This window comes from Bradyrhizobium sp. USDA 3650 (assembly GCF_054057395.1).
In genome coordinates this window covers 1,683,669-1,709,188 of the sequence record NZ_JBSRZG010000001.1, presented here as the reverse complement: position 1 = coordinate 1,709,188, position 25,520 = coordinate 1,683,669, and the positions used below count along the sequence as shown (strand labels likewise).

Annotated in this window: 19 protein-coding genes and 1 pseudogene; 10 read left to right on the top strand and 10 right to left on the bottom strand. The window is 62.7% G+C overall.

Annotated elements, in window-relative coordinates:
• Positions 1 to 75: 75 nt before the first annotated feature.
• Complete coding sequence (locus ACVIN2_RS08210) at positions 76 to 1,248, top strand: M20 aminoacylase family protein (protein WP_456765213.1); 1,173 nt, start codon at positions 76 to 78, stop codon at positions 1,246 to 1,248.
• Positions 1,249 to 1,335: 87 nt separating this feature from the next.
• Here ACVIN2_RS08210 and ACVIN2_RS08205 read toward each other — a convergent pair whose 3' ends face one another.
• The 3 genes from ACVIN2_RS08205 to ACVIN2_RS08195 form a co-directional block, all read right to left on the bottom strand.
• A complete protein-coding gene (locus ACVIN2_RS08205; RefSeq protein WP_456765212.1) occupies positions 1,336 to 2,964 on the bottom strand; it encodes an inorganic phosphate transporter in 1,629 nt (542 codons plus the stop codon).
• A gap of 98 nt (positions 2,965 to 3,062) precedes the next feature.
• Positions 3,063 to 4,505, bottom strand: coding sequence for a UdgX family uracil-DNA binding protein (locus tag ACVIN2_RS08200; protein ID WP_456765211.1), 1,443 nt, complete (start codon positions 4,503 to 4,505; stop codon positions 3,063 to 3,065).
• Positions 4,505 to 5,740 (bottom strand): putative DNA modification/repair radical SAM protein, encoded by a 1,236-nt coding sequence (locus ACVIN2_RS08195; RefSeq protein WP_456765210.1) that lies wholly within the window; start codon positions 5,738 to 5,740, stop codon positions 4,505 to 4,507. Before ACVIN2_RS08195 ends, ACVIN2_RS08200 begins: the two co-directional genes overlap by 1 nt.
• A gap of 160 nt (positions 5,741 to 5,900) precedes the next feature.
• On the opposite strand from ACVIN2_RS08195, the gene ACVIN2_RS08190 reads away from it, so the two are divergent.
• The 3 genes from ACVIN2_RS08190 to ACVIN2_RS08180 are packed head-to-tail and all read left to right on the top strand — an operon-like array spanning position 5,901 to position 11,543.
• On the top strand, positions 5,901 to 6,689 hold the full coding sequence (locus tag ACVIN2_RS08190; RefSeq protein WP_456765209.1) for an ImuA family protein: 789 nt from the start codon (positions 5,901 to 5,903) through the stop codon (positions 6,687 to 6,689).
• A complete protein-coding gene (locus ACVIN2_RS08185) occupies positions 6,586 to 8,178 on the top strand; it encodes a Y-family DNA polymerase (protein ID WP_456765208.1) in 1,593 nt (530 codons plus the stop codon). The genes ACVIN2_RS08190 and ACVIN2_RS08185 overlap by 104 nt, the downstream gene beginning before the upstream one ends.
• A complete protein-coding gene (locus tag ACVIN2_RS08180; RefSeq protein ID WP_456765207.1) occupies positions 8,175 to 11,543 on the top strand; it encodes an error-prone DNA polymerase in 3,369 nt (1,122 codons plus the stop codon). Before ACVIN2_RS08185 ends, ACVIN2_RS08180 begins: the two co-directional genes overlap by 4 nt.
• A 114-nt stretch (positions 11,544 to 11,657) precedes the next feature.
• On the opposite strand, the gene ACVIN2_RS08175 is transcribed toward ACVIN2_RS08180, so the two are convergent.
• A complete protein-coding gene (locus tag ACVIN2_RS08175; RefSeq protein ID WP_456765206.1) occupies positions 11,658 to 12,428 on the bottom strand; it encodes an SDR family NAD(P)-dependent oxidoreductase in 771 nt (256 codons plus the stop codon).
• Positions 12,429 to 12,603: 175 nt separating this feature from the next.
• Positions 12,604 to 12,891 carry a hypothetical protein gene (locus tag ACVIN2_RS08170; RefSeq protein WP_007593600.1) on the bottom strand — a complete coding sequence of 96 codons (288 nt, stop codon included), beginning with the start codon at positions 12,889 to 12,891 and terminating at the stop codon, positions 12,604 to 12,606.
• 54 nt (positions 12,892 to 12,945) lie between these two features.
• Between ACVIN2_RS08170 and ACVIN2_RS08165 the strand changes: the two genes are divergently transcribed.
• The 3 genes from ACVIN2_RS08165 to ACVIN2_RS08155 all read left to right on the top strand — a co-directional run bounded on the left by ACVIN2_RS08165 (position 12,946) and on the right by ACVIN2_RS08155 (position 18,901).
• On the top strand, positions 12,946 to 14,358 hold the full coding sequence (locus tag ACVIN2_RS08165) for a CoA transferase (RefSeq protein ID WP_456765205.1): 1,413 nt from the start codon (positions 12,946 to 12,948) through the stop codon (positions 14,356 to 14,358).
• A gap of 145 nt (positions 14,359 to 14,503) precedes the next feature.
• On the top strand, positions 14,504 to 15,748 hold the full coding sequence (locus ACVIN2_RS08160) for an efflux RND transporter periplasmic adaptor subunit (RefSeq protein ID WP_247467430.1): 1,245 nt from the start codon (positions 14,504 to 14,506) through the stop codon (positions 15,746 to 15,748).
• A gap of 36 nt (positions 15,749 to 15,784) precedes the next feature.
• Complete coding sequence (locus ACVIN2_RS08155) at positions 15,785 to 18,901, top strand: efflux RND transporter permease subunit (protein ID WP_456765204.1); 3,117 nt, start codon at positions 15,785 to 15,787, stop codon at positions 18,899 to 18,901.
• Between the two features lie 9 nt (positions 18,902 to 18,910).
• Here the strand turns inward: ACVIN2_RS08155 and ACVIN2_RS08150 are convergent, their stop codons facing one another.
• The 4 genes and pseudogenes from ACVIN2_RS08150 to ACVIN2_RS08135 form a co-directional block, all read right to left on the bottom strand.
• On the bottom strand, positions 18,911 to 19,537 hold the full coding sequence (locus ACVIN2_RS08150; RefSeq protein ID WP_456765203.1) for a LysE family translocator: 627 nt from the start codon (positions 19,535 to 19,537) through the stop codon (positions 18,911 to 18,913).
• 200 nt (positions 19,538 to 19,737) lie between these two features.
• On the bottom strand, positions 19,738 to 20,700 hold the full coding sequence (locus ACVIN2_RS08145; protein ID WP_456765202.1) for an amidohydrolase family protein: 963 nt from the start codon (positions 20,698 to 20,700) through the stop codon (positions 19,738 to 19,740).
• 51 nt (positions 20,701 to 20,751) lie between these two features.
• Positions 20,752 to 21,308: pseudogene (locus ACVIN2_RS08140) on the bottom strand (hypothetical protein).
• A gap of 121 nt (positions 21,309 to 21,429) precedes the next feature.
• On the bottom strand, positions 21,430 to 22,617 hold the full coding sequence (locus tag ACVIN2_RS08135) for a hypothetical protein (RefSeq protein WP_456765201.1): 1,188 nt from the start codon (positions 22,615 to 22,617) through the stop codon (positions 21,430 to 21,432).
• Positions 22,618 to 22,813: 196 nt separating this feature from the next.
• Here ACVIN2_RS08135 and ACVIN2_RS08130 point away from each other — a divergent pair, with 196 nt between their 5' ends.
• The 3 genes from ACVIN2_RS08130 to ACVIN2_RS08120 are packed head-to-tail and all read left to right on the top strand — an operon-like array spanning position 22,814 to position 24,323.
• A complete protein-coding gene (locus tag ACVIN2_RS08130) occupies positions 22,814 to 23,560 on the top strand; it encodes a hypothetical protein (protein ID WP_456765200.1) in 747 nt (248 codons plus the stop codon).
• Positions 23,557 to 24,003: a hypothetical protein gene (locus ACVIN2_RS08125; RefSeq protein ID WP_456765199.1), complete on the top strand. Its 447-nt coding sequence runs from the start codon at positions 23,557 to 23,559 to the stop codon at positions 24,001 to 24,003. Before ACVIN2_RS08130 ends, ACVIN2_RS08125 begins: the two co-directional genes overlap by 4 nt.
• Positions 23,976 to 24,323 carry a hypothetical protein gene (locus ACVIN2_RS08120; protein WP_456765198.1) on the top strand — a complete coding sequence of 116 codons (348 nt, stop codon included), beginning with the start codon at positions 23,976 to 23,978 and terminating at the stop codon, positions 24,321 to 24,323. The genes ACVIN2_RS08125 and ACVIN2_RS08120 overlap by 28 nt, the downstream gene beginning before the upstream one ends.
• Positions 24,324 to 24,471: 148 nt before the next feature.
• Here ACVIN2_RS08120 and ACVIN2_RS08115 read toward each other — a convergent pair whose 3' ends face one another.
• Positions 24,472 to 25,371, bottom strand: a complete 900-nt coding sequence (locus tag ACVIN2_RS08115) for a hypothetical protein (RefSeq protein ID WP_456765197.1) — start codon at positions 25,369 to 25,371, stop codon at positions 24,472 to 24,474.
• Positions 25,372 to 25,520: the final 149 nt, after the last annotated feature.

The window sequence follows — 25,520 nt, the reverse complement described above, 5'->3', positions numbered from 1 at the left end:
GATCCCCGCCAGTTGGGTGGACTGGTGCTTGCATGGTAGACAGGCCTGCATTTTCAACAAAGCTTGAGACCCTCCATGCCCATCGTGAACCGCGTCGCCGACCTTCAACCCGATATTCAGGCCTGGCGCCGGGACATCCACCAGCATCCGGAGCTGCTCTATGACGTCCACCGCACCGCAGCATTCGTCGCGGACCGCCTGCGCGAATTCGGTTGCGATCAGGTCGTGACGGGGATCGGCCAGACCGGCGTGGTCGGCGTGATCAAGGGCAGCAAGCCGGCCGGCGAGGGCCTCAAGGCCATCGGCCTGCGTGCCGACATGGATGCGCTGCCGGTCGAGGAACAGACCAACCTGCCTTACGCTTCGAAGACTCCCGGCAAGATGCACGCCTGCGGCCATGACGGCCACACCGCGATGCTGCTCGGTGCTGCGCGTTATCTCGCCGAGACCCGCAACTTCGCCGGCGATGCCGTGGTGATCTTCCAGCCGGCCGAGGAGGGCGGCGCCGGCGGCTTGGCCATGGTCAAGGACGGAATGATGGAGCGCTTCGGCATCGAGCAGGTCTACGGCATGCACAACGGTCCTGGCATCCCGGTCGGCTCGTTCGCGATCCGGCCGGGTCCGATCATGGCGGCGACTGACGAAGTCGATATCATGATCGAGGGTCTCGGCGGCCATGCCGCGCGGCCGCACAAATGCGTCGATTCCGTTCTGGTCGGCGCGCAGGTGATCACGGCGCTGCAGTCGATCGTCGCGCGCAGCATCGATCCGCTGGAATCGGCCGTGATCTCGATCTGCGAGTTCCACGCGGGCAATGCCCGTAACGTGATTCCACAAACCGCGACACTGAGGGGCACCATCCGCACGCTGTCGCCGGAGGTGCGCAAGCTGGTCGAGAAGCGCGTGCACGAGGTTGTGGCGGGCGTGGCGCAGATCACCGGCGCCAAGATCGACTTGCGCTACCAGCGGAATTATCCGGTGGTGAACAATCACGCCGCGGAGACCGAGATCGCGCGTCGCATCGCGGGGCAAGTTGCGGGCGAGACCAACGTCCTCGAGATGTCGCCGCTGATGGGCGGCGAGGATTTCGCCTATATGCTGGAGGCGCGCCCCGGCGCCTTCATCTTCTGCGGCAACGGCGACAGCGCCGGCCTGCATCACCCCGCCTACAATTTCGATGACGAGGCGATCGTTTACGGCACGTCGTACTGGGTCAAGCTGGTCGAGCAATCGCTCGCGGCATCGTAAGGCCAAGCGCAACATCAAGCCGAAAGCACAAACGAAAAGGGCCCGCGCACCGCACGGGCCCTTTATCTTCGAGTGACGTGATCGGCTTCAGAAGATCCGCGAGAAGATCACGTACAGCGTGCCCGACAACAGGATGGCGACGGGCAAGGTCAGCACCCAGGCCATCACCATGTTCCTGATGGTGGCGACCTGGAGACCCGAACCGTTCGCGGCCATGGTGCCGGCGACGCCGGAAGACAGCACGTGGGTGGTCGAGACCGGCAGGCCGAATACGTCGGCGGCGCCGATCGTGGCGGCGGCGACGAGCTCGGCGGAGGCACCCTGCGCGTAGGTGAGATGGGTCTTGCCGATCTTCTCACCGACGGTGACGACGATGCGCTTCCAGCCGATCATGGTGCCGAGACCGAGCGCGATGGCGACCGCGACCTTCACCCAGGTCGGGATGAACTTGGTCGCGCTGTCGAGGCCGCCCTTGTAGGCGTTCAAGGTCGCGACCTCTTCCTTGCTAAGGTCGTTTTCCTTGTCCTTCATCAGGAAGCGGATCGCTTCCGAGGTCAGGTACATGTCGTTGCGGGTGTTGCCGACGACTTCCGCCGGCACCTTGTTCAGCGAACCGTATTTCGCGACCTGCTCGCCGACATCCTTCACCAGCACTGACAGCGAAGGATAAGTGCCTTCGCTGATGTGATGCGAGGTGACGTACTGCGTCACCGCAGGACGGGGATCGCCGATGATCGCATGGCCGGCGCCCTTGGCCGCAACCACCTTGGAGGCGGCTTCCGAAATCTTCGCGAACTGGGCGACCTGCGACTCCGGCAATGCGCGGTTGAGCGCATAGGCCGTGGGCACAGTGCCGATCAGGATCAGCATGATCAGGCCCATGCCCTTCTGGCCGTCGTTCGAACCGTGGGCGAAGCTGACGCCGGTGCAGGTCAGGATCAGCAGGCCGCGAATCCAGATCGGCGGGGCTTTGTTACCCTCAGGAGCGGCATAGAGCGCCGGGTTCTTGATCATCACCTTGAGCAGCAACAGCAGGCCGGCGGCGCAGACGAAGCCGACCAGCGGGGACAGCAGGAGCGCATATCCGATCTCCGTGGCCTTGCCCCAGTCCACGCCCGAGGTACCGTCGCGGCCGCGCATCAGCGCGTTCGCGACGCCGACGCCGATGATCGAGCCGATCAGCGTGTGCGAGGAGGAGGCCGGCAGGCCGAAATACCAGGTGCCGAGGTTCCAAAGGATCGCGGCGATCAGCAGCGCGAACACCATCGCGAAGCCGGCGCTAGAGCCGACCTGCAGGATCAACTCGACCGGCAGCAGTGAGACGATGCCGAAGGCCACGGCGCCGGACGAGAGCAGCACGCCGAGGAAGTTGAAGAAGCCCGACCACATCACCGCGACTTCGGCCGGCAGCGAGTGGGTGTAGATCACCGTCGCAACCGCGTTGGCGGTGTCGTGGAAACCGTTTACGAATTCGAAGCCGAGCGCAATCAGGAGCGCAACGATAAGGAGGATATAGGGTAGGTAGCTCGTGACCCTGGTACCGGTCGCATCGACATCGGAATAGATGCTGTAGGCCACATAGAGCAGGCCCGCGGCGAGGATGCCGAAGAATAAGATCATCGTCAGCGGATTGAAGCCCTTGTCGAGATTTGGCCGCGAGGCCGGCTGGATCGGCGCGGGATCTGCTACCGCGCGGTCGAATGCAACATCGGTCATGTCTGGACGCCCCTTAACTTTCTGTAAGGGCTATTGTCCCCGATGGATTTGAAGGCTGGATGACAGACGGCGCCTGAAAGGGGTTTTCCCGCCCGTATTCAGGCGGCGCGCGCCGCTTTCTTCTGCAAGCCGGCGGCGATCTTCAAATCTTCGACAAAGCGCTGATATTCCAGCACCTTGGCTTCCGGATCGGGCAACCGCAGCAGATAGGACGGGTGCACCGTCACCAGCGCCTTGCGGCCGTCGGGCAGGTCGATCAGCCGGCCGCGGTTCTTTCCGATCGGGGTGATCTTGCCGAACACGCTCTGTGCGGCGGTCGCGCCCATCGCGACGATGAGATCGGGCTGGATGACGGAGACCTCCCGCTCATACCACTGCCGGCAGGCCTTTATCTCCGGCGTATTCGGCTTCTGATGCAGGCGGATCTTGCCGCGCGGCACGAATTTGAAGTGTTTCACCGCGTTGGTGACATAGACCTTCTTGCGGTCGACGCCGGCCTCTTGCAGCGCCCGGTCGAGCATCTGGCCGGCCGGACCGACGAAGGGATGGCCCGCGAGGTCTTCCTTGTCGCCGGGCTGTTCGCCGACCAGCATGATATTGGCGGACTTCGGGCCCTCGCCGAACACGGTCTGGGTCGCGTCCTTGTAGAGATGGCAGGCGCGGCAGTGAGCGGCCTCCTCGCGGAGCGCTTCGAGATCGTCGGCAGCAAGCTTGCGTTTCATCGGAGCCTCCGGCCGCCTTTGAGGCTTGTGCGGATCGGTTGCGGCATTGGCGATCATGGCGCCGGTCATGCGCTCGGCGTCCTCGATCAGAGGCTTAATGATCGAAGCCTCGGGCAGGTTCCTCCAATATTTCTTCGGCATCTCGGCCTGCATCGCCTTCACCTTCAGGCGGGCCGGATTGAAGATGCTGGCGTAGTAACGCCGCCAGGTTTCCTCCAGCCGGTCTTCGCTCGGCGCCTCGCTCTTGCTGACGCCTGATGTGAACGAGAGAGCGTGGCCATCCCAATGCGCGCACAAATCTGGCGTCAGGATCGACCAGGGCATGTCGGCAAAGCGCTTGGCGAAGAACGGCGCGGCGAGCTCGACGATGTGATGCTCCGGCTCGAACCAGGCGACGTAGTGTGCTTCGCGTTCCCTGCCGATCTCGCGGAAGCGCACGAAGGCGTGCATCTTGTGCTCGTCGCGGTAGACCGCCTTTGCCATGGCCGTGACTTGCGCGACATCGAGATCGGTCGCGACCTCGATGAGGTCGTGATTGTCCTTCAGCCGAAACAGCAGGCGATAGAGGATCGCGAAACGCTCGGGATCGCGATGCAGGATCGCGGCCTTGGCGAGCTCGACGAATTTTGCAGGCACATTGAAGGTGCTATCGCCAGCCGCCGGCAGCGGAGACGGCGAGGGCGTCGCGAACAGCTCCGCTTCGCCGCCCTGCACGGCCCAAGTGACATCGGCCGGTTTCATTTGGTGAAGCACGAGGATACGTGCGGCTTTGCGCCAGCCATCGAAATCGGTTTCGTTCTCGAGTGTGATGTACTGCATCAGAAGCCAAATCCCAGTTGCGTTGCTTTCGGCTTGAACCGTTCGATCAGCCGTGCCTCGTCGAGGCGATGCGGCGGGGGCCGGTGATCGCTGAGGACGATGAACGGCAGCGCCTTGTTGCGGGGCACATGCAGCCGCGCGAGATCGGCGACGCGGATCGTGGTCGTGCGGCGCGCCGCGATGATGCGCTCGACGGCCTTGGTGCCGAAGCCCGGCACGCGCAACAATTCCTCGCGGCTGGCGCGGTTGACGTCGAGCGGGAAGCGGTCGCGGTGGCGTAATGCCCAGGCGAGTTTTGGATCGATGTCGAGCGGCAGCATCGCACTGTCGTCGACGATCTCGCCGACATCAAAACCGTAGAACCGCATCAGCCAGTCGGCTTGGTAGAGTCGGTGCTCGCGCAGCAAGGGCGGCGCGCGCAGAGGCAGCGCGCGGCTGGCATCGGGGATCGGGCTGAACGCGGAATAATAGACGCGCCTCAGCCTGTATGAACCGTAGAGATTGGCGCTGGTGTGGAGGATGGTGTGGTCGGAGGCCGCGTCGGCGCCGACGATCATCTGCGTGCTCTGGCCGGCCGGCGCGAAGCGCTGCGGCTTGGCTTTCGTGTTCGCGCTGCGGCTTTCCTCGGCCTCGTCCAGCTTCAGCCGCAGCCGGCCCATGGTGCGGCGGATCGCGCGCACGTCTTTCTCTGGCGCGAATTGCTGCAGGCTCGTCTCCTGCGGCATCTCGATGTTGATGGAGAGACGGTCGGCATATTTGCCAGCCTCGGAGATCAATGCATCATCGGCCTCCGGGATCGTCTTGAGATGGATGTAGCCACGGAAGTGATGCTCCTCGCGCAGTTTGCGCGCGACGCTCACCACCTGCTCCATGGTGTAGTCGGGGTTGCGGATGATGCCGGAGGAGAGAAACAGTCCTTCGATGTAATTGCGCCGGTAGAAGTCGAGCGTCAGCTTGACCACTTCGTCGATGGTGAAGCGGGCACGCGGCACGTTGGAGGAGGCGCGGTTGACGCAATAGAGGCAGTCGTAATTGCAGGCGTTGGTCAGCAGCACTTTGAGCAGCGAGATGCAGCGGCCATCCGGCGCGTAGGAATGGCAAATGCCCATGCCGGGCGCGGTCGAGCCCATGCCCTTGCCGTCGCTGGAATCCCGCCTCTCGGTGCCGCTGGAGGCGCAGGACGCGTCGTACTTGGCGGCGTCCGCCAGGATTTCCAGCTTGCGTTGCACGTCCATATTGGAATCCCTTTGATTCAGCTCATGAATCCCAAGGCCCGCCAATTCGATTGACTCCCGGGGCGTCGTTAGCTTTATATTAGAACATATCATGAACAAATGAGCTAGCCGCTGGTTCTCTTTTTGAGAGCCATCGGCAATCACCCTTGAGGAGCGGCGTATGAGCGGCGCACGAATAAGCGCGCTTGCAGCCTTGCGTGGCCAGATCGAGCGCATCGAGACGGCGGAGGTCGTGCATCATCGCGACCGTGTCGCGCTTGGCCATAGCGAGGCCGACAACGCGCTGAAGGGCGGGCTCGCGCGCGCGGCAATCCACGAGGTGTTTTGCGAAGGACGTCAGGGCGCAGCCGCGACGGGCTTTGTCACCGGACTTGCGGGGCGGGTGACGGCGCGCAAGCCGCTGCTGTGGGTGCGGCAGGATTTTTCAGACATTGAAACCGGTGCGCTGTCGATGAGCGGGCTCGCCGAGATCGGTCTCGATCCGCGCCGCATGGTGATGGTGCGCGCCGCCGACGTGGAGAGCGCGCTGCGCACGTCGGCTGATGCACTCGCCTGCGACGCGCTGGGCGCCGTCGTGCTCGAGCTCTGGGGCGAGACCAGGCAGTTCGATCTGGTGGCGAGCCGCAAGCTGACATTGGCTGCGCAATCTTCCGGTGTCACCGGCCTGTTGCTGCGGATGGCCGCGCAACCTTTACCCTCGACCGCCGAGACCAGATGGATGCTGCGCGCGGCGCATTCGCCGCCGGGCGCGATGTGGAGCGCTTGGGGCGCGCCGCGATTCGATGCCGAGCTCCTGCGCAATCGTCATGGCCCGTGCGGCCGGTGGATCATGGAATGGAAATGTGATGAGTGCCAGTTCTCTGAATCGTCGGCGTATCCTCAGCCTGTGGCTGCCGCGCCTGCCCATCGATCGGATCCAGCGGTTCTTCGGCAACGTCGGACTGCATGAAAATAATGCGCCCAGCATCGTCGTTGCCAAGGATAGCAACGCGCTGGTGATCCATGCGCTGGACGAGGCGGCCGAGCGCCTCGGTCTGTATATCGGCCAGCCTCTGGCCAATGCCCGGGCGATGTGTCCGGATCTAAAGGTGTTCGACGCCGATGCCGTGGCCGATGCCAAGACGATCAGCGACATCGCCGATTGGTGCGATCGTTTCACGCCGCTGGTGGCGCTCGATCCGCCGCACGGGCTGTTCCTCGACATCACCGGCTGCGCGCATCTGTTCGGCGGCGAGGCTGCGCTGTTGCAAACCCTTGTCCGTGCCCTCGACCGCCAGGGCTTTGCCGTCAGCGCGGCGATCGCCGGCACCTCGGTCTGCGCGCGCACGCTGACGCGGCAATCTTCAGGGACCATCGTTGCCGATGGCGGGGAGGCGGCGGCAATCAGCCGGTTTCCGGTGTCCGCGCTTGGCGCGGGTGAGGCTATCAGCACCGGCCTGCGACGCGCCGGCCTGAAGACCATCGGCGATGTGGCCTCGCGCACGCCGAGCGAAATCACGGCGCGGTTCGGTGCACGGTTCTCCACGTTGCTCGCCCATGCGCTGGGGCAGGGCGATGCACCGATCAATCCACGAAAGCCGCTGCCCGATTACATCGTGGAGAAACGCTTTGCCGAGCCGATCGCTACCGACACCATGATCGCGATGACGCTGTCGCGCCTGGCGGACACGTTGATCGCGTCGATGGAGAAGCAGGGCAAGGGCGCGCGACGATTAGAGGCTACCTTCTTCCGTACCGACGGCGCGGTGCGCGCGATCATGGTCGAGACCGGGCGGCCGGTGACGCAAAGCAAAGTCATCGACCGGCTGTTCCGCGAGCGCCTCGATGCGCTCGCCGATCCCCTCGATCCCGGCTTCGGCTTCGACATGGTGCGGCTGTCGGCAAGCCGCACCGAAATCGTGGTGCAGGAGCAGCGCGATCTCGACGCCCATGTCCACGACAATGACGAGCTTGCCGCGCTGATCGACCGCATCGCCGCACGCATCGGCGGAAAGCGCGTCGTCGTGCATCTGCCTGAGGATACCCATATCCCTGAATGTGCGGTGCTGGCGGCGCCGGCGCAGCATCATCTCGCCGTGGCGATGCAGGCCGAATGGCCCGCGCGCACCGAGACTGAGCCGCCACTGCGTCCGTTGCGGCTGTTCGACAAGCCTGAGCCGATCAATGTGCCGTTTGCGACCGTGCCCGACGGGCCGCCGCATCAATTCACCTGGCGCCGCGCGCAGCATGCGGTGGTGCGGGTGGAGGGCCCCGAGCGCATCGCCATGGAATGGTGGCGGCAGGACGGCAAGCAACTGACACGGGATTATTTCCGCATCGAGGATGCCGAGGGCCTGCGCTTCTGGATCTTTCGCGACGGTCTTTACGAGGGGGAGTGCTTCGACGGCGACGGCAAGCCCGCTCTTCCCGGTTGGTATGTGCACGGTCTCTTCGCATGAACACGCCCGCTTATGCCGAGATCGGCATCACCACGAATTTCTCCTTCCTGCGCGGCGGCTCGGATCCGCGCGCCTATGTGCACCAGGCCAGCAAGCTCGGCATTCCCGTGATCGGCATCGCCGATCACAACACGCTCGCCGGTGTGGTGCGCGCCTACAAGGAGCTCGACAATGACGAGGTGCTGCACAAGCCGAAGCTTCTGATCGGCACCCGCATCGTCTTCATCGATGGTACGCCCGATATTCTGGTCTATCCGCGTGACCGCGCCGCCTATGGCCGGCTGTGCCAGCTTCTTACCCGGGGCAAGCGCGGCGACGACATCACGCGGATCGCGAAGGGCGAATGCCATCTCACCTTCGCCGATCTCCTTGCGTTTTCCGAAGGCCAGCTCCTGATCCTGACGCTGCCGCATCGCTTCGATGCGGCGCAGACGCAGGACATCCTCGCCAAGCTGAAAGCAAGTCGTGCCAAGGGCGTGTGGCTGGCGGCGAGCCTAATCTATCGCGGCGACGACCGCCGCCGCCTCGCGCAGCTCGATGATCTCGCCGCAAAAGCAAAAGTGCCGCTGCTTGCGACCAACGAGGTGCTCTATCACCATCCCGCGCGCCGTCCCCTCCAGGACGTGCTGACCTGCATCCGGGAAAAGACCACGATCGAGGCGGTCGGCCGGAAGCTGGAAGCCAATGCCGAGCGGTTTCTGAAGGCGCCCAGGGAGATGGCGCGGCTGTTCCGCGATTTCCCTGAGGCTATCGCGGAGACCATGCGCTTTGCGGACAAGATCACCTTCTCGCTCGACCAGCTAAAATACCAGTATCCGGATGAGCCGGTGCCACCGGGGAAGACCGCGCAGGGGCATCTGGAGGATCTGACCTGGGCCGGTGTCGACAAATATTTTGGCGGCAAGATCGACGACAAGCTGCGCGCCACCCTGAAGAAAGAACTCGCACTGATCGCCGAGCTGAAATACGCGCATTACTTTCTCACGGTGCACGACATCGTGCATTACGCGCGCAGCCAGAACATTTTGTGCCAGGGGCGGGGATCGGCGGCGAATTCGGCGGTCTGCTACGTGCTCGGCATCACCTCGGTCGACCCCACCAAGGTCGATCTGCTGTTCGAGCGCTTCATCTCCAAGGAACGGCTGGAGCCGCCCGACATCGACGTCGATTTCGAGCATTCGCGGCGCGAGGAGGTGATGCAATATGTCTATCGGCGTTACGGCCGCCATCGCGCCGCGATCATCGCCACCGTCATTCATTATCGCCCGCGCAGCGCCATCCGCGATGTCGGCAAGGCGCTGGGCCTGACCGAGGACGTCACCGCCGCACTCGCCGACACCGTCTGGGGCAGCTGGGGCAAGGGCCTCAACGACATGCAGGTCAGGCAGGCCGGCCTCGATCCGCAAAATTCCATGATCAACCTCGCGGTCGAGCTCGCGACCGAGCTGATCGAATTCCCCCGTCATCTGTCCCAGCATGTCGGCGGCTATGTGCTCACGCAGGACCGGCTCGACACCTATGTGCCGATCGGCAATGCCGCGATGGACGATCGCACCTTCATCGAATGGGACAAAGACGATGTCGATGCGCTCAGCATGATGAAGGTCGACGTGCTCGCGCTGGGCATGCTGACCTGCATCCGCAAGTGCTTTGATCTGATCGAGCAGCACAAGGGCGAACGCTGGATGCTGGCGAGCGTCCCGCAGGATGATTCCAAAGTCTACGACATGCTGTGCGACGGGGAGTCGCTCGGCGTGTTCCAGGTCGAGAGCCGCGCGCAGATGAACATGTTGCCCCGGCTGAGGCCACGGACCTTCTACGATCTCGTGATCGAGGTCGCGATCGTGCGGCCGGGGCCGATCCAGGGCGACATGGTGCATCCCTATTTGCGGCGGCGGAACGGCTTGGAAAAAGTGAACTATCCATCGCCGTCACCGGAGCATGGCGACAAGGACGAGCTTTACAGAGTGCTGCACAAGACGCTCGGCGTGCCCTTGTTCCAGGAGCAGGCGATGCGGATCGCGATCGAGGCCGCGAAGTTCACGGCCGAGGAGGCCAACGGCCTGCGCCGTGCGATGGCAACGTTCCGCAATGTCGGCACCATCGGCAAGTTCGAAGACAAGATGATCGGCAACATGATCGCACGCGGCTATGCGCCTGATTTTGCCAGAAACTGTTTCGAACAGATCAAGGGTTTTGGCAGTTACGGCTTTCCGGAGAGCCATGCCGCAAGCTTCGCGCAGCTTGTCTATATCTCCTCATGGCTGAAGCATTATCATCCTGATGCATTCTGCTGTGGCCTCCTGAACTCGCAGCCGATGGGCTTTTACGCCCCGGCGCAGATCGTCAGCGACGCCCGCAAGAACGGCGTCGAGGTGCGCGATATCGATGTGTCCTACAGCTTTGCGCAGAACACGCTGGAAGAAGGAAGTGGCAAATATTGCGCCGTGCGCCTGGGCTTCCGCCAGATCGACGGTTTTCATTGGCTCGATGAGGATGAGGAAAGGCTGAAAAGAGGCGCGCCTCGGAATGAGTATGTGGAGAGAGCGCCCGACTGGGCCGACCGCATCGTCGCCGCCCGCAATCGCCGGCCCTTCACCTCGCTGGAAGACTTCGCACGCGACACCGGCCTGCCCAAGCGCGCGCTGATCCTGCTCGCCGATGCCGACGCCTTCCGTTCGCTCGGACTCGACCGCCGCGAGGCGCTGTGGCAGGTGCGGCGCCTGCCCGACGATGTGCCGCTGCCCCTGTTCGAGGTGGCCACCGCACGCGAGCAGCCGGACGAGCACGCCAGGCCGTTGCCGGTGATGCCGCGGGCCGAACAGGTGGTCGCGGACTATCAGACCATTCGGTTATCGCTGAAGGGGCATCCGATGGAATTTTTGCGCGAGATGTTTACGCGCGAACGCATCGTCGCCTGCAGGGACATCAATCATGAGAACGAGCGGCGCCGCGTCCGCTGTGCTGGCGTCGTGCTGGTACGGCAGCGGCCGGGCAGCGCCAGCGGCGTCGTGTTCATGACACTGGAGGACGAAACCGGCATCGCCAATGTCGTGGTGTGGCCGAAGATCATGGAGCAGTACCGGAAAGAGGTGATGGGCGCGCGCCTCATCCTGGTCGAAGGCTACATCCAGAGCAGCCCCGAAAAGGTGACGCATCTGATCGCCCAGCGGATGATCGACCGTTCGCACGATCTGGTCGGCCTCGCCAACAACGCCCTCGGCCGCAAGCGTCCGGTGCCGGCAGGCGCCACCGTGGTCGAACCGCTCAACGACGATCCCCGGGCGCATGCGGATGCGCCCGCGCAAAAACTTCGCCACCCCCGCAACGTCCGCATCCTGCCGCCGTCGCGGGATTTTCATTGAGGTTGTGGGACGCGCCCCTCTCGCACCGTCATTGCGAGCGTAGCGAAGCAATCCAGACTGTCGCTGCGGAGAGATACTGGATTGCTTCGCTGCGCTCGCAATGACGAGCATATTCTAAAAATTCACCCGGTTCGAGATCGCGCCGTCCACCACCAGATTGGAGCCCGTGGTGAACCCCGACACCGGGCTCGCCAGAAACACCGCTGCGCTCGCGATCTCCTGTGGCGTGGCCATGCGGCCGGTAGGGTTGCGCTTCATCGCATCATTGTAGCGCTCAGGCATGTTCTGCTCGATCATCTCCCAGACGCCACCCTTGAAATAGACCGTGCCAGGCGAGACCACGTTGACGCGGATCTTCTTCTTCGCGTACTGCCGTGCCAGCCCCTTGGCCATGTGGATCAATGCCGCCTTGATCGGGCCGTAGGAGCTCGCCGTGTCCGCTTGCGCCGCTGAAATCGAGGAGATGATGACGAAGGCGGCGTCGCCGCTGCTCGCACCGCTGGCCTCGAGGAACGGCCGCGCGGCATCGAACGCGTGGACGGCGCCGAGCAGGTCGAGCCGAAAATTCTGCTCCCACGATGCGGCATCATGGCCCTGTGCCATCGCGCCCGCGTTGGAGAACAGCATGTCGATGCCGCCAAGCTCCTTTGCAGCATTCTCGATCCAGGATTTCAGTGCCGCGCCGTCGGTGACGTCGACCGGGCCGCCGGTCGCGCGGATCCCGCTGGCCTTCAACTCCGTAACGGTGGCGGCAACCTGATCGGCGTTGCGTGCACACACCGCGACATTGCTGCCTTCGCCGGCCAGCGTCGCCGCAATCGCCCGTCCGATGCCGCGCGTGCCGCCAAGCACGACGGCGTTCTTGCCTTTGAGACCGAGATCCATTGTTTGGTTTTCCTTTTTGTTGGTCGCAGCGAGTGTAGCTGTTTCGAGAGACGCCCAAAAGCCTCCACATCGTCATTGCGAGGAGCTCTTGCGACGAAGCAATCCAGACTGCCACCGCGGAAAGACTCTGGATTGCTTCGCTTCGCTCGCAATGACCGTGTGGAAACAGCGGCCCTCACTCCGGTGCCGCCCCCACCGGCGGGCCGCCGGGCGGGCGGTGCAGGAATGTCAGTGAGACGTAGGCGCCGGCCCAGGAGCCGATCGCCGCGAAAGCCACATAGAACGCGTTTTCGGTGTAGCTGATCACTGCATAGGAGGAGAGCATGTACCAGACCGCGCTCCAGTTCGCCGCGGGCACGCGCTTGCGCGCAATCACGGCCGAGGTGAACATGACATAGACCGCGTCGGTGGCCGCCGTTGCGATGAACACGGCGCCTGCGGTGAGGGGATCGATGGCGGCCATTGCCTGTCCTTGTGTGCTAATGCGATGATTGCAAACTAAAGGGAGAGAAGGGTCATGCAAAGCCCCACCGAAATTCTCAGTGGCATCTGGACCTCCGCCGGCGGTGATGCCGCCGCGCTCGCGCGCGTGCGGCTGACGGGCGAGGAGCCGCAAATCCCGTCCTCGTTTCGCGTCGCAATTGCCGGCCAGACGACGATCGCCGCCGCCGGTCTTGCCGCCGCCGAAATCTGGAGATTGCGCAGCGGCGAGGCGCAGGACGTCAGCGTCGAGCTGCGCCATGCCGTCGCCGAATGCCGCTCCGAGCGCTATTTGCGCGTCGACGACAAGCCGCCGCCGCCCGCCTGGGACGCCATCGCCGGCGTCTACAGAACCGGCGACAACCGCTTCGTCCGCTGCCACACCAATTTCCCGCATCATCGCGACGCCGTCTGCAAGGTGCTCGGCTGCGAGCCCGAGCGCGAGAAGGTGCAGGCCGCATTGATGCAATGGAAGGGCGAGGATTTCGAGACTGCGGCCTATGCCGCGGGCGGCGTCGTTGCCCTGATGCGCTCCTACGACGAATGGTCGGCGCTGCCGCAGGCCCGCGCGCTCGCCGAATTGCCGCTGGTCTCGATCGAGAAGATCGGCGAGGCCCCGCCGAAGCCATGGCCGCAACGATTGCCAAAAGGCGATCGCCCGCTCGCAGGCCTGCGCGTGCTCGATCTCTCTCGCGTTATCGCGGGCCCCGTTGCCGGCCGCACGCTCGCCGTGCACGGCGCGGATGTGCTGCTCGTGTCAGGCCCCGAACTGCCGGCCATTCCGTGGCTGACCATCGACACCGGCCGGGGCAAGCTCACCACCTTCATCGAGCTGAAGAGCGAGGCGGGCAGAGCGCAGATGCGCGCGCTGTTGAAGGACGCCGACATCTTCTCGCAAGGCTATCGGCCGCGCGCGCTCGCCGCTCTCGGCTTCACGCCGGAGGACGCCGCGAAAATCAATCCCGGCATCGTCTACGTGACGCTGTCGGCCTATGGCCATGCCGGTCCATGGGCGGAACGGCGCGGCTTCGATTCGCTGGTGCAGACCACGACCGGCTTCAACCATGCCGAGGGACAGGCTGCTGGCATCGATGGACCGAAGGAATTACCGGCACAGATGCTCGACCACGCCACCGGCTATCTGATGGCGTTCGGCGCGATGATGGCCAAGGTCCGCCAGGCCCGCGAAGGCGGCAGCTGGCACGTCCGCGTGTCGTTGGCGCAGACCGGGCGCTGGCTGTGGAATCTCGGACGGCTCGAAAATGGCCTGAATACCCCGGATATTACGGGCGAGGCCGTACACGCTGCATTCATCGAGAGCATGCCATCTGGCTTCGGCACGTTGAAGGCGGTGCGCCATTCAGCGCTGCTGTCGAAGACGCCGGCGCAATGGAGCCGTCCGGCGATGCCGCTCGGCAGTCATCCGGCAGAGTGGCCGGTGACAAGCTGACGTGAAGCTGACGTGTCGCAAATTTTTAACGCAAACCGAAAGGCGCCCGGCGTTTTTTAGGTTGTTTGAAATCACAATTCGGCACTATTAGCGCGACCGATGACGCCGGCATCCGCCGCTATCATCGCAGACATGACCGGGCCCCATGGTAGTTGAAAATACCAAGCGATTGCAGGTGCTTACAAAACAACGGGTGATTACATCCGTAGTTTTACTAGCTCTTGCCGGTGCCGGGGCTTACGGCTTCCTCCATGCGGGAGCGAAGGAGAAGAACCACTCCGAGATCTCCAGCCAGTCGCGCAGGAATGCGCAGAACTTCACGCCGACGCCGTCGGAATGGGCGACGCTGACGATCGAGCCGGTCAAGGCCAAGACCTTCCGCGCCGAGTATGTCACCGAGGGCAAGGTCGCAGTCGACGAGGACCGTTCGACGCCGGTGTTTTCGCCCTATGCGGGCCGCGTGACCAAGCTGCTCGCCAAGCCCGGCGAGGTGCTGAAGCAAGGTCAACCGCTGTTCACGATCGAGGCCGCCGACACCGTGCAGGCCCAGAACGATTTCATTGCGGCGATGAGCTCGCAGAACAAGGCGAAGTCGGCGATCGATCTTGCCGACATCCAGTTCAAGCGCGCCAAGGACCTCTACGAGGGCCATGCCATCCCCCTGAAGGACTATCAGCAGGCGGAAGCGACTCAGGTTCAGGCGCAGAACGACATGCGCTCATCGGCGACGGCACTGGAAGCCGCGCGCAACAAGCTGCGTATCCTCGGCTTCACCGACGAGACCATCAAGGCGTTCCAGGACAAGGGCGTCATCAATCCGGAAGTCACGATCTATTCGCCGATTGCGGGCACGGTGGTGCAGCGTAAGATCGGCCCCGGCCAGTACGTCAATTCGGGCGCGAGCGATCCGGTCTTCGTCGTCGGCGACCTCTCCACGGTTTGGCTCACCGCCTTCGTGCGCGAGAGCGATGCGGCTGCCGTGTGCATCGGGCAGGACATCACCGTCAACGTGATGGCGCTCCCGGGCCGCCCCTTGACCGCCAAGGTCAACTACGTCGCCGCCGCGATCGATCCGAACACCCGCCGCCTGCTGGTCCGCGCCACCATCGACAACAAGGACGGTCTGCTGAAGCCGGAGATGTTCGCCAACGTCACGATCTATTCGTCCGGCGACCGCGCCGCGCCGGCGGTACCGAAGCAGGCCTTGATCTACGAAGCCGACAAGGTCCGCCTCTGGGTCGCACGCGAGGACAAGTCGGTCGAGCTGCGCGAGATCAAGATCGGTCTCATCAATGGCAACCTCGTCGAGGTCACCAGCAATCTGAAGCCCGGCGAGCAGGTGGTCACCAAAGGCAGCCTGTTCATCGATCGCGCGGCGTCCGGCAGCTGATCGACGGGCCGGGAAAAAGACAAGCTGAAGACCTGAATGGATCGCCTCGTCGCCCTTGCCGTCAACCGGCGCTTCCTGATGGTCGGGATGTTCGTCGCCGTGCTCATCGGCGGCCTGATCGCGTTCAACCAGCTCAACATCGAGGCTTATCCCGATCCGACCCCGCCGATGGTCGACATCGTGACGCAGAGCCCGGGCCTGTCGGCAGAGGAGATCGAGCGCTACATCACGATCCCGATCGAGACCCAGGTTGCAGGTCTGAAGAACGTGACGACCATTCGCACCATCTCGCTCTACGGCCTCTCCGACGTCAAACTGCAGTTCTCCTTCGCCTACACCTATGACGAGGCGTTGCAGCAGGTCTTGAACCGCCTGGCGCAGCTCGCGCCGCTGCCCGGCAACGTGCAGCCGCAGATCTCGCCGCTCAGCCCGATTGGCGAAATCTTCCGCTACCGTCTCGTCGGTCCGCCGAACTACAGCGTGCTCGACCTCAAGACGATCCAGGACTGGATCCTCCAGCGGCGCTTCCGTGCCGTGCCCGGCGTGATCGACGTCACCGGCTGGGGTGGCAAGAGCAAGACCTACGAGCTCCAGGTCGACTTCAACAAGCTGGTCGCCAACGGCCTAACGCTGCCGCAATTGCTCCAGGCGGTCGGCAATTCCAACGTCAATGTCGGCGGCAACACCGTCAATATCGGTCAGCAATCGGCCGTGGTGCGCGGCGTCGGCCTGATCCGCTCGATCGACGACCTCGCCAACACCATGGTCTCGCAGACCAACGGCAATCCGGTGCTGGTCAAGGACGTCGCCACTGTCACCGTCGGCCAGAAGCCACGTCTCGGCATTGCCGGCCTCGACGAGGCCGACGACATCGTGCAGGGCATCGTCCTGATGCGCCGTGGCGAGCAGAGCTCGCCAACCATCAAGCGCGTCCACCAGCTCGTTCAAACCATTAACGAGTCCAGCATCCTGCCGCCCGGCGTGCGCATCGAACGCATCTACGACCGCGGCGACCTGATCGAACTCACCACCCACACCGTGCTACACAACATGGTGGTCGGCATTCTCTTGATCGTGCTGCTGCAGTGGATCTTTCTCGGCGATCTCCGCAGTGCGCTGATCGTCGGCGCCACCATTCCGTTCGCGCTGTTCTTCGCGGTGATCATCCTGGTGCTGCGCGGGGAATCGGCGAACCTGCTGTCGGTCGGCGCGATCGATTTCGGCCTGATCGTCGATGCCACCGTCATCATGGTGGAGGCGATCTTCCGGCGCCTGACGCAGACCACGCCGATGTCGGAATCCGAGCAGATGTCGTCCGAGACGCTGTTCGGCATGAAAAGCCACGCCATCCTCAGCGCGGCGGCCGATGTCTCACGTTCGATCTTCTTTGCCGCGGCGATCATCATCGCGGCCTTCCTGCCGCTGTTCACGCTCTCCGGCGTCGAGGGCAACATCTTCGGGCCGATGGCGCGCACCTATGCCTACGCGCTGGCCGGCGGACTGCTTGCGACCTTCACCGTCACCCCGGCGCTGTCCGCGATCATCCTGCCCGCGCATGTCAGGGAGACCGAGACCAGGGTGATGCTGATCCTGCATCGGATCTACATGCCGGTGCTGCATTGGGCGGTCGCCAACCGCGGCGTCATGCTCGGTGGCGCGTTCGGCCTCGTGCTGATGACGGTTGCGCTCAGCCGGTTGCTTGGCCTCGAATTCCTGCCGAAGCTGGAGGAGGGCAATCTCTGGATCCGCGCCACGCTGCCGCCGACCATCTCGCTCCAGGAGGGCAACTCCTACGTCAACGAGATGCGCAAGGTGATCCGCGCACGGCCTGAAGTTGAATCCGTGGTGTCGCAGCACGGCCGCCCCGATGACGGCACCGACGCGGCCGGCTTCTTCAACGCCGAGTTCTTCGCGCCGCTCAAGCCCGCGAGCCAATGGCCCGGCACCCGCGACAAGGAAGAGCTGACCGCGCAGCTGCTCAAGCAGCTCGACGATCGCTTCCCCGGCGTCGAGTTCAACTTCTCGCAATATCTCCAGGACAACGTCTCCGAAGCCGTCTCCGGCGTGAAGGGCGAGAACTCGATCAAGCTGTTCGGCAGCGACCTCCAGGCGCTGACCGACACCGCCAACAAGATCAAGTCGGTGCTGGCAACCGTGCAGGGCGTCACCGATCTTGCGGTGTTCACCTCACTCGGGCAGCCGACCATCCAGATCGACATCAACCGCGCCAAGGCCGCGCGTTACGGCCTCGCGCCGGGCGACATCAACGCCACCATCAAGGTCGCGATCGGTGGCGACACCGCAGGCGACATCTACGAGGCCGGAAGCGACCGCCACTTCCCGATCATCGTTCGCCTCGCGCCGGAATTCCGCAGGAGCGCCGAAGCGATCCAGAATTTGCGGATCGGCGCGCCCGGACCGAACGGCACCGTCACGCAGATCCCCCTGAGCGAGGTCGCCACCATCAGCCTCGTCTCGGGTGCGGCCTACATTTATCGCGAGCAGCAGGAACGCTATCTGCCGATCAAGTTCTCGGTGCGTGAACGCGACCTCGGCAGTGCGATTCGCGAGGCGCAGCAGAAGATCGCCGATCAGGTGCAGCTGCCGCCCGGCGCGCACATGGATTGGGTCGGCGAATTCGGCAATCTCCAGGATGCGATCCGGCGATTGTCGATCGTGGTGCCGATCTCGCTCGCGCTGATCGGCGTCCTGCTCTGGTTCAATTTCGGCTCGATGACCGACACGCTGCTCGCCATGAGCGTGATCCCGATGGCGATCTTCGGCGGCGTGCTCGGTCTCTTGATCACCGGCACCGCCTTCAGTGTCTCGGCGGCGATCGGCTTCATCGCGCTGTTCGGTATCGCCGTGATGGACGGCATCATCATCCTGTCGCAATTCAACCAGCTGATCGAAGAGGGCATGGACCGCATGAGTGCGGTGATCCGCACCGGCGAATTGCAGCTTCGGCCGGTGCTGATGACCTGCGTCGTCGCCGGCATCGGTCTGTTGCCGGCCGCGCTGTCGGAAGGAATCGGCTCGCAGGTGCAGAAGCCGCTCGCGGTGGTCGTGGTAACAGGCATGATGCTCGCCCCGATCGTGATCCTGGTGACGCTGCCGGTGCTGATCTCCTTCTTCTCCCGCCGCGCACGCTGACGCCGCCGATCACAGCATTCGCTGCGCGATCCGCACCAGCATCATGGTGCCGAGGCCCAGCAGCATCAGGCTGGCCAACCGACTGCTCATCGACAGCATGCGCGGCGTCAGCCGTGACCGCGCCGTTGCCACGATCGTGCTGAGCACGGTCCACCAGATCGCGGAACCGACGAAGACGCCGGCGATCAGCGGGGCTGCCGCGGCTTGCATTGAAAAGGCGTGCAGCGCAGCCAGAAACAGGATGACGGTCAGCGGATTGGTGAACCCAAGCGCGATGGCGCTGAGATAGGCGCGCGCCAGACGTACGTTGTCGATGTCGTCGGTCGTCTGGAGCGCGACCGAGCCGCGATGGGTTCGGATCGCGAACCACAGCAGCGTGAGCGCCGAGACGATGCCGAAGCTGGCGGCATTGGCCTCGACCCAGGGCTGTGCAAGCGAGCCCAGGCCCAAAACCGCGAGGGCGCTGTAAGTGAGATGCACGGTCGCCGCGCCGAAGCCGGTTGCGAGGCCCGTGGCCATTCCTGATGCCAATGTGCGCTGAATGCACAGCATGCCCATCGGTCCGATAGGGGCGGCGACGGTGAAACCAATTCCAATGCCGGAAAAAAGCGCGGCAAGATAATGCGATAAAGGCATGCACCCGCACGAACAAATGAAATCTGTGCGTGTGCGTAGCCCCGAAAATGAATCGCCGCCTCAACCAGAAGGGTGAGAAACGAGCGAGAGCACAAACACGTTCGTGTGAGTCCAACGAGTTTGTGCCTTCGCGACAACAGTTCCACGCCTCACTGTGGAACCGTGTCGCGGTCGTTGAACCGAATTGCGCTTGGCGCGACTCAGAACCCGTAGAGTTGCGCCGGGTTGTCGACCAGGATCTTCTTGCGCACATCCGCATCCGGCGCCCATACCGGAAGCTGGTTGAGCAGGCGGCCGTCGTCGATCTGGTAGAGCGGCGCGATGTCGGTGGCTTTGCGTCCCTCGACACGGCTCGAATCCGGGTGCGGCCAGTCCGTACCCCAGACGACGCGGTCCGCATTCGCTGCGATCAGTGCGCGGGCATAGGGCACCATGTCCTGATAGTCGGGCGCGAGCTTCGAGGAGCGGTAGGCGCCGGAAATCTTGACATAGGCCTTGCCGGATTTCACCAGCGCGACCAGGTCGGAAAATCCCGGCTGCTCCAGCCCAAGCGAGGCCTCGAGGCCGCCGAAATGGTCGAATACAACGGGGACTGGCGCCGTCTCGACGAGGTCCTTGATCGCCGAGATCATGGGAAGCGTGGTGTAAAGTTGCACGTGCCAGCCGCGCGCCTTCATGCGCTCGACTGCGGCGGTGAAACGCGGCCGGCCGACATTGGGGTCGTTGACGCCGCCGGTCGCAAGATTGAGGCGGACACCGCGAAAGCCGTCTGCATGCATCGTGTCAAGCTGGGCCTCGGTCGTTTTGTCGTCGATCACGGCCACCCCGCGCGCGGCCGCGCCACGCGCTTTCATGCCGAACAGCGTCGACGAGTTGTCGGTGCCGTAGACGCTCGGCGTCACGATCACCACGCGCTCGATATGCAGCGCCTTGTGCAACGCGGCCATTTCTTCCGGCGAAGCCGGCTCCGGCGTGTAGACACGCCCCGCGAAAAACGGAAATTTTTCGACATCGCCATGGATGTGGGTGTGACAGTCGCAGGCATGCGCCGGGACGTCGAAATTGACCGGCGTCGCGGGCTGCGCCGCGCGGGCGTGGGCTTTGCTGGTCATGGATACTCCGGCGGCAAGAGAGGCAAGCAGAACGCTGCGTCGATTGAGCATGGTTTCTCCCCCTATTTTATTATTTGGCAGTGGCCTAGCGACAATAGCACATCAACCCGGCAGCCGCTGCGCTTCGCTGCATAGCTGCTCGACGAGGTCCGCAAGCGGGCGTGAGCCGTCGACGCGCACGACCGGGCAGGGCAGCTTCGCGAGCCACGCTTCATCTTTTGCGAGACTCGACCGTCGCGATCGCCGGCTTCGTAGTGCGAGGCCCAATCGACGAACGACTCCACCTCCTCATGACGCCAGCCGCCCTGTGCGACGGCATCCGCTCCGAAATGCGTAGCCTCGCGGTCATGCAGGCGCTGCAAGCGAAGCTCGCGCGGCGTCGTCACAAAGACGACGAGATCGAAGAATGGGACGAGCTCGTCGCCCCAACCGGTGACGGTTCCGCTCAGCACCCAATCGAGCCGCGGCAAGAACATCTCGCGCATCAGCCGCAAACGTTCGGCGGCAGGGCGTGTCGTCTGGTAGGGCGGCGCGGTCGGGAGCCAGAAATAATCATCGCTGTCGTGATGCGGCAGCGCAAGCCGGCCGGCGAGCGCACGACCGAGCGTCGTCACGCCGGAGCCTGAAGCTCCCATCAGATGGATGCGGCGGCTTTTCATATTCACATCCTAAGACTGACCGAGTCGGTTTGGCGCAGCGTCAGCAACTTCCGATTCTATAGAACGACCCGGACTTGGGCGAGCGCTGTCGCTGCGGACCGCCAATCGGAGCGAGGAGCGTTCAGTCGACTAGCCACCAATCCATGTTTGCGGCGGCATCAAACTTCCTCATCAGGCGGTCAACGAATGTGTTCATGTCGTCAACAGTGGCCATAGCCGCAGCGTAAGTGCCATCGCTCGCCATCGGAAGGATCAGAGGCAAGTTAGATTCTTGAATGTAGAGTCTGGCTGGCTCGCGTTGGCCCGACCATAGATAAGCTATGAAATTCTCAATCGCGACGAGCGCGTCCTTGTCATCGAACGCCAGTTCCGGCGTCAATGAGAACTGGCACCTGGTGGTGGTCCTGTAGTGGAGAGCGACTGGCACGGCGCCAACGTTCGAATGGAAGCTGAATGCCTCGCCCTCTTTTCCGAAGGCGCCGTGTGCCATGAAATTCCGGAGCTGACGCTTGATCGTTACCAGAGCGTCGAGGTGTTTTTTGGCGACGTTTTCCGTTATATCGAGGGCGGACTTGAATTTCTCCTTCCACTCCGTATCGACAAGCTTCGCGACTTCCTCGCCCGTTGTTATGCGTCCCTGCAAGATCGCGAGATGGATAAAAATATGCTCAGTCCAAGAGAAGAACGCATCGATTGTCGCCAGCGCAAGCCAACCCGAACGATCCTCCATATGCGCAAACGGGAACGTAAACATGGCGGCCAGCTCGGATGTCGTCGCGCTCGAACGGTCTTTGACGGAGTAGCCAGCGACAGGAAGCTCCCGCTGCTTCTGCGAGGCTTCGTGGTCGTGTTTGCTTTTCTCTGCGTCGACGGAGGCGGTTCTGAAACTGTCCCGAAAATAGATATATCGCGCGAAGAGCTTGCCCCCGACGTTCCTGACGTTGAATTTGGAGTCGCGGACCGCGTTGTCGGCCATCCACTTGAAAAAGGGAGCTGCGGCTTTGACGCCTTTTCTGATCAGGGCGACGATGCGCTCTGCCTGTTGCTTTTCTCCCGCGGCATCGTGCGCGAAAATCCCCACGCCGGATTTGCGATATTCGATCAGATAGGCTTGCCCTTCAAGATCAACCGGGATCGACCAATCGAGTTTTTCGAAGCGGCCGAGATTCCGAAAGCCAAGAAAATCGACGAGCAGGAAGTAGATCAGATAGTACGGGGGCAGATTGCGGCTCGCATCCGCGCGCTCGGCCGCAAACAAAAAGTTGGGGGCGGCTTGGCTGTTTGCGCCAGCCGGTTTGGACAGGCGCAAGGGCGCGCCTTGCCGCCTCCCGCACCCCCTCAAGCTCCGTCGGAAGAACAATCCCGTTCATGCCGTTGCTTTCAAAGCCCCGCTCGCGGGATGATCCTGCAACCATATTCTGCGCCTGCAAAGCCTTTTCGACGGGCCGAATTGACTGCATTTAAACTAGGATAGAACTTCACTGCATAAGCAGGGTTGGAGGAAAATGTCAGGCACGCCTTTACCGGATGGACTAATCGCGCTGCGCGGCGTGCTTCAGCTAAGTGAGGTGATGCGGCTCATCGAACATACGGCGCGTTGGGTTGATCCCGAAACCTTCCGGCTGTTGCCGCTATGGTATCCCGAGCACGCCAGGCGGACCTATTTCTACAAGAAAAATTGGTCCGAGCCATTGATGAACAAGAACCGGCAAACGGGTCACACGGAGCACAAGCGCGAGGGCAACGTCCACGCCAATAAGGCCCTTACTCACGCGCTGGGCCTGCGCTCCGATGACCGGCCGAACTGGTCCTGCTGCCACATCTGGGGGATTGATGACGCGCAGTATCAGGAAGCTAATGCGATCGTCCAGGATCGCCGTTATTTTTCATGCGTCGCCAATATGGTGCTGCTGCCGACGCCGCTGAAGGCTTTCACCGACACTATGCTGGAAGTGAAAGCCATGCTGCGGATTTGCGCGCGGTACCTCTATGGCTGGCACTGCGAGCATGAAGGCGCTGCCGATGGACTGGCCGCCGTCGAAGGATGGGCGGACTGGGGCGCGTATCCCGAGAGCTGGCCTAAAGCCGATCGAGCTTCGTTACCTATGGGCGTCATGAGGCTTGATGCCGGTATCCGCGAAAGCGCGGCGCTGCGGTTGAAGAATATCCGCAACGACCTGAAGCACGCCGGAAGTCACTATCCTCACGACGATGTCCGCAAGGTTCTGGCTTACTGGAAGATCGAAATATGACGGGGCAAGAGCCGATAGTCACGCCGAAGCTGCTGGCTGAATGTTCAAGGCACCAACTTGATCGCTTTCGCCAAATGGTCCTTGAAGCGGGAGAAGTCCAGGCAGCTGGATTTGACAACCGAATGGCGAGAGCCGAAATCCTGGTCTTTTTGCGGGTCGGCGGAGAGATTGTCGGCGTCGGCGCGTTAAAGAGACCTGGTCGCGAATATTCGCGAGGCGTCTTTAAGAATGCTGGCGCCAAGAAGCTGGCCGACGAGTTCGGCCTCGAACTAGGATGGGTAGTGGTCGAAAAGGCTCATCGGGGGCATTCATATTCGCGGCACGTTGCAGAGGCATTGGTCGCCTGCGCGAACGGCCGAAAGATTTTTGCCACTTCTATAACCACGCGAATCGCGATGCACAAGGCGCTGAACGGGTGTGGCTTGTCGGCGTCGGCGCGTTAAAGAGACCTGGTCGCGAATATTCGCGAGGCGTCTTTAAGAATGCTGGCGCCAAGAAGCTGGCCGACGAGTTCGGCCTCGAACTAGGATGGGTAGTGGTCGAAAAGGCTCATCGGGGGCATTCATATTCGCGGCACGTTGCAGAGGCATTGGTCGCCTGCGCGAACGGCCGAAAGATTTTTGCCACTTCTATAACCACGCGAATCGCGATGCACAAGGCGCTGAACGGGTGTGGCTTCGAACGCGATGGCGTGGATTGGCAGTCCAAGCGCCGCCCCGACGAGCATTTGTTCTTATTCGTTCACAACGGCCATTCTGGCTAACGCCAAACTTATGCTTTCGGCGTCGGACGATCGACTTGGAGGATGAAGCGCCACAGTGGTAGCCCGCCGCCGCGTTGATCATTACCTACCAACGGCGCAAACCAGTCGGGTGTTAGTTCCGCTTCAGTCTGCACAACTCCTTCTTCGGTCAACGTTGCGTCGCGTAGTAGCGCGAGAACATCGAACTAAGGGTACCGATTATTTCGAAATTCCCACGTTCATTTGCTCGTTCGCGTGGCGTCCACTCAAATTGGATCGCTCTCAATGCACTTCCGTTCATGTCGGCTTGCGGCTCTCCGCATTCCCAATCGCCGAACTCCATAAAGATCCATGCGATGTTCCGCTCAACTGGATCGGTAATTTCGATGTCGCCGCAGAACAAGGCGGCATGCGAGACGGTAAGGGAGGCCTCGCCCTCTTCTGAGATTGAGCGAGGTTTCGACTCGTCTGCGAAAAGGCGCAGCTTGAGCGGCGGTTTCGTTCCGATCATCCGGTCGCCAAGACGGGCCATCTCGTTCAAGGGCGAAGCTTTGAACATGTCGATGGTGAGCTTGCCTTCTATGAGGGCCAGATCGTCAGCATCGACCAGCGTCCATACGCGCCAGCGCGCCCAATACAGCGCGAATTTCAGCGGGCAGTTTATGGCCAACGCATAGTTCTTAAGGTGATCAAAATCCTGCTGCCGAATCCGGAAGCGCTGACGCCCCGGATCAGCATCATAAACATTCTTGACCTCGATCAACCACTGGGCGCCATCGTGCAGATGGACGCGAAAATCGGGAGCTGTGTACATGCCCCCCGGAGGCACGACGCCGATGTCTTCGCGCTTCAGCAGCTTGTAGTAACCAAGGCTGACGACGAGCGCCTCGAACATATTCTCGGTGCGCTGGCCATGAAGAAGAATGTCGTTATCTAAGGCTTCCGCCAATTTTGCAGTGGCCGCGCCCGTGAATGTCTCCGCGAACTTCGGATCGCGCAATGACATTCGTTGTTCGCGGCCGAAGCGCGCGACTGTGGCCAGCAAGTCGATGGGTGGTTTTGAGGTCACGGCTGAGCATCCAGCAACATACGATGCTGTTTCACCTCCTTCGACCGGAAGAGGTTAGGCTAGTCCTGTATGGAGAGGTTCCGCGGCTGTACCTCCCCACGCATCGCCATGATGACTTTGTGACCCTATTTTGCCCGACGCGTCAATAG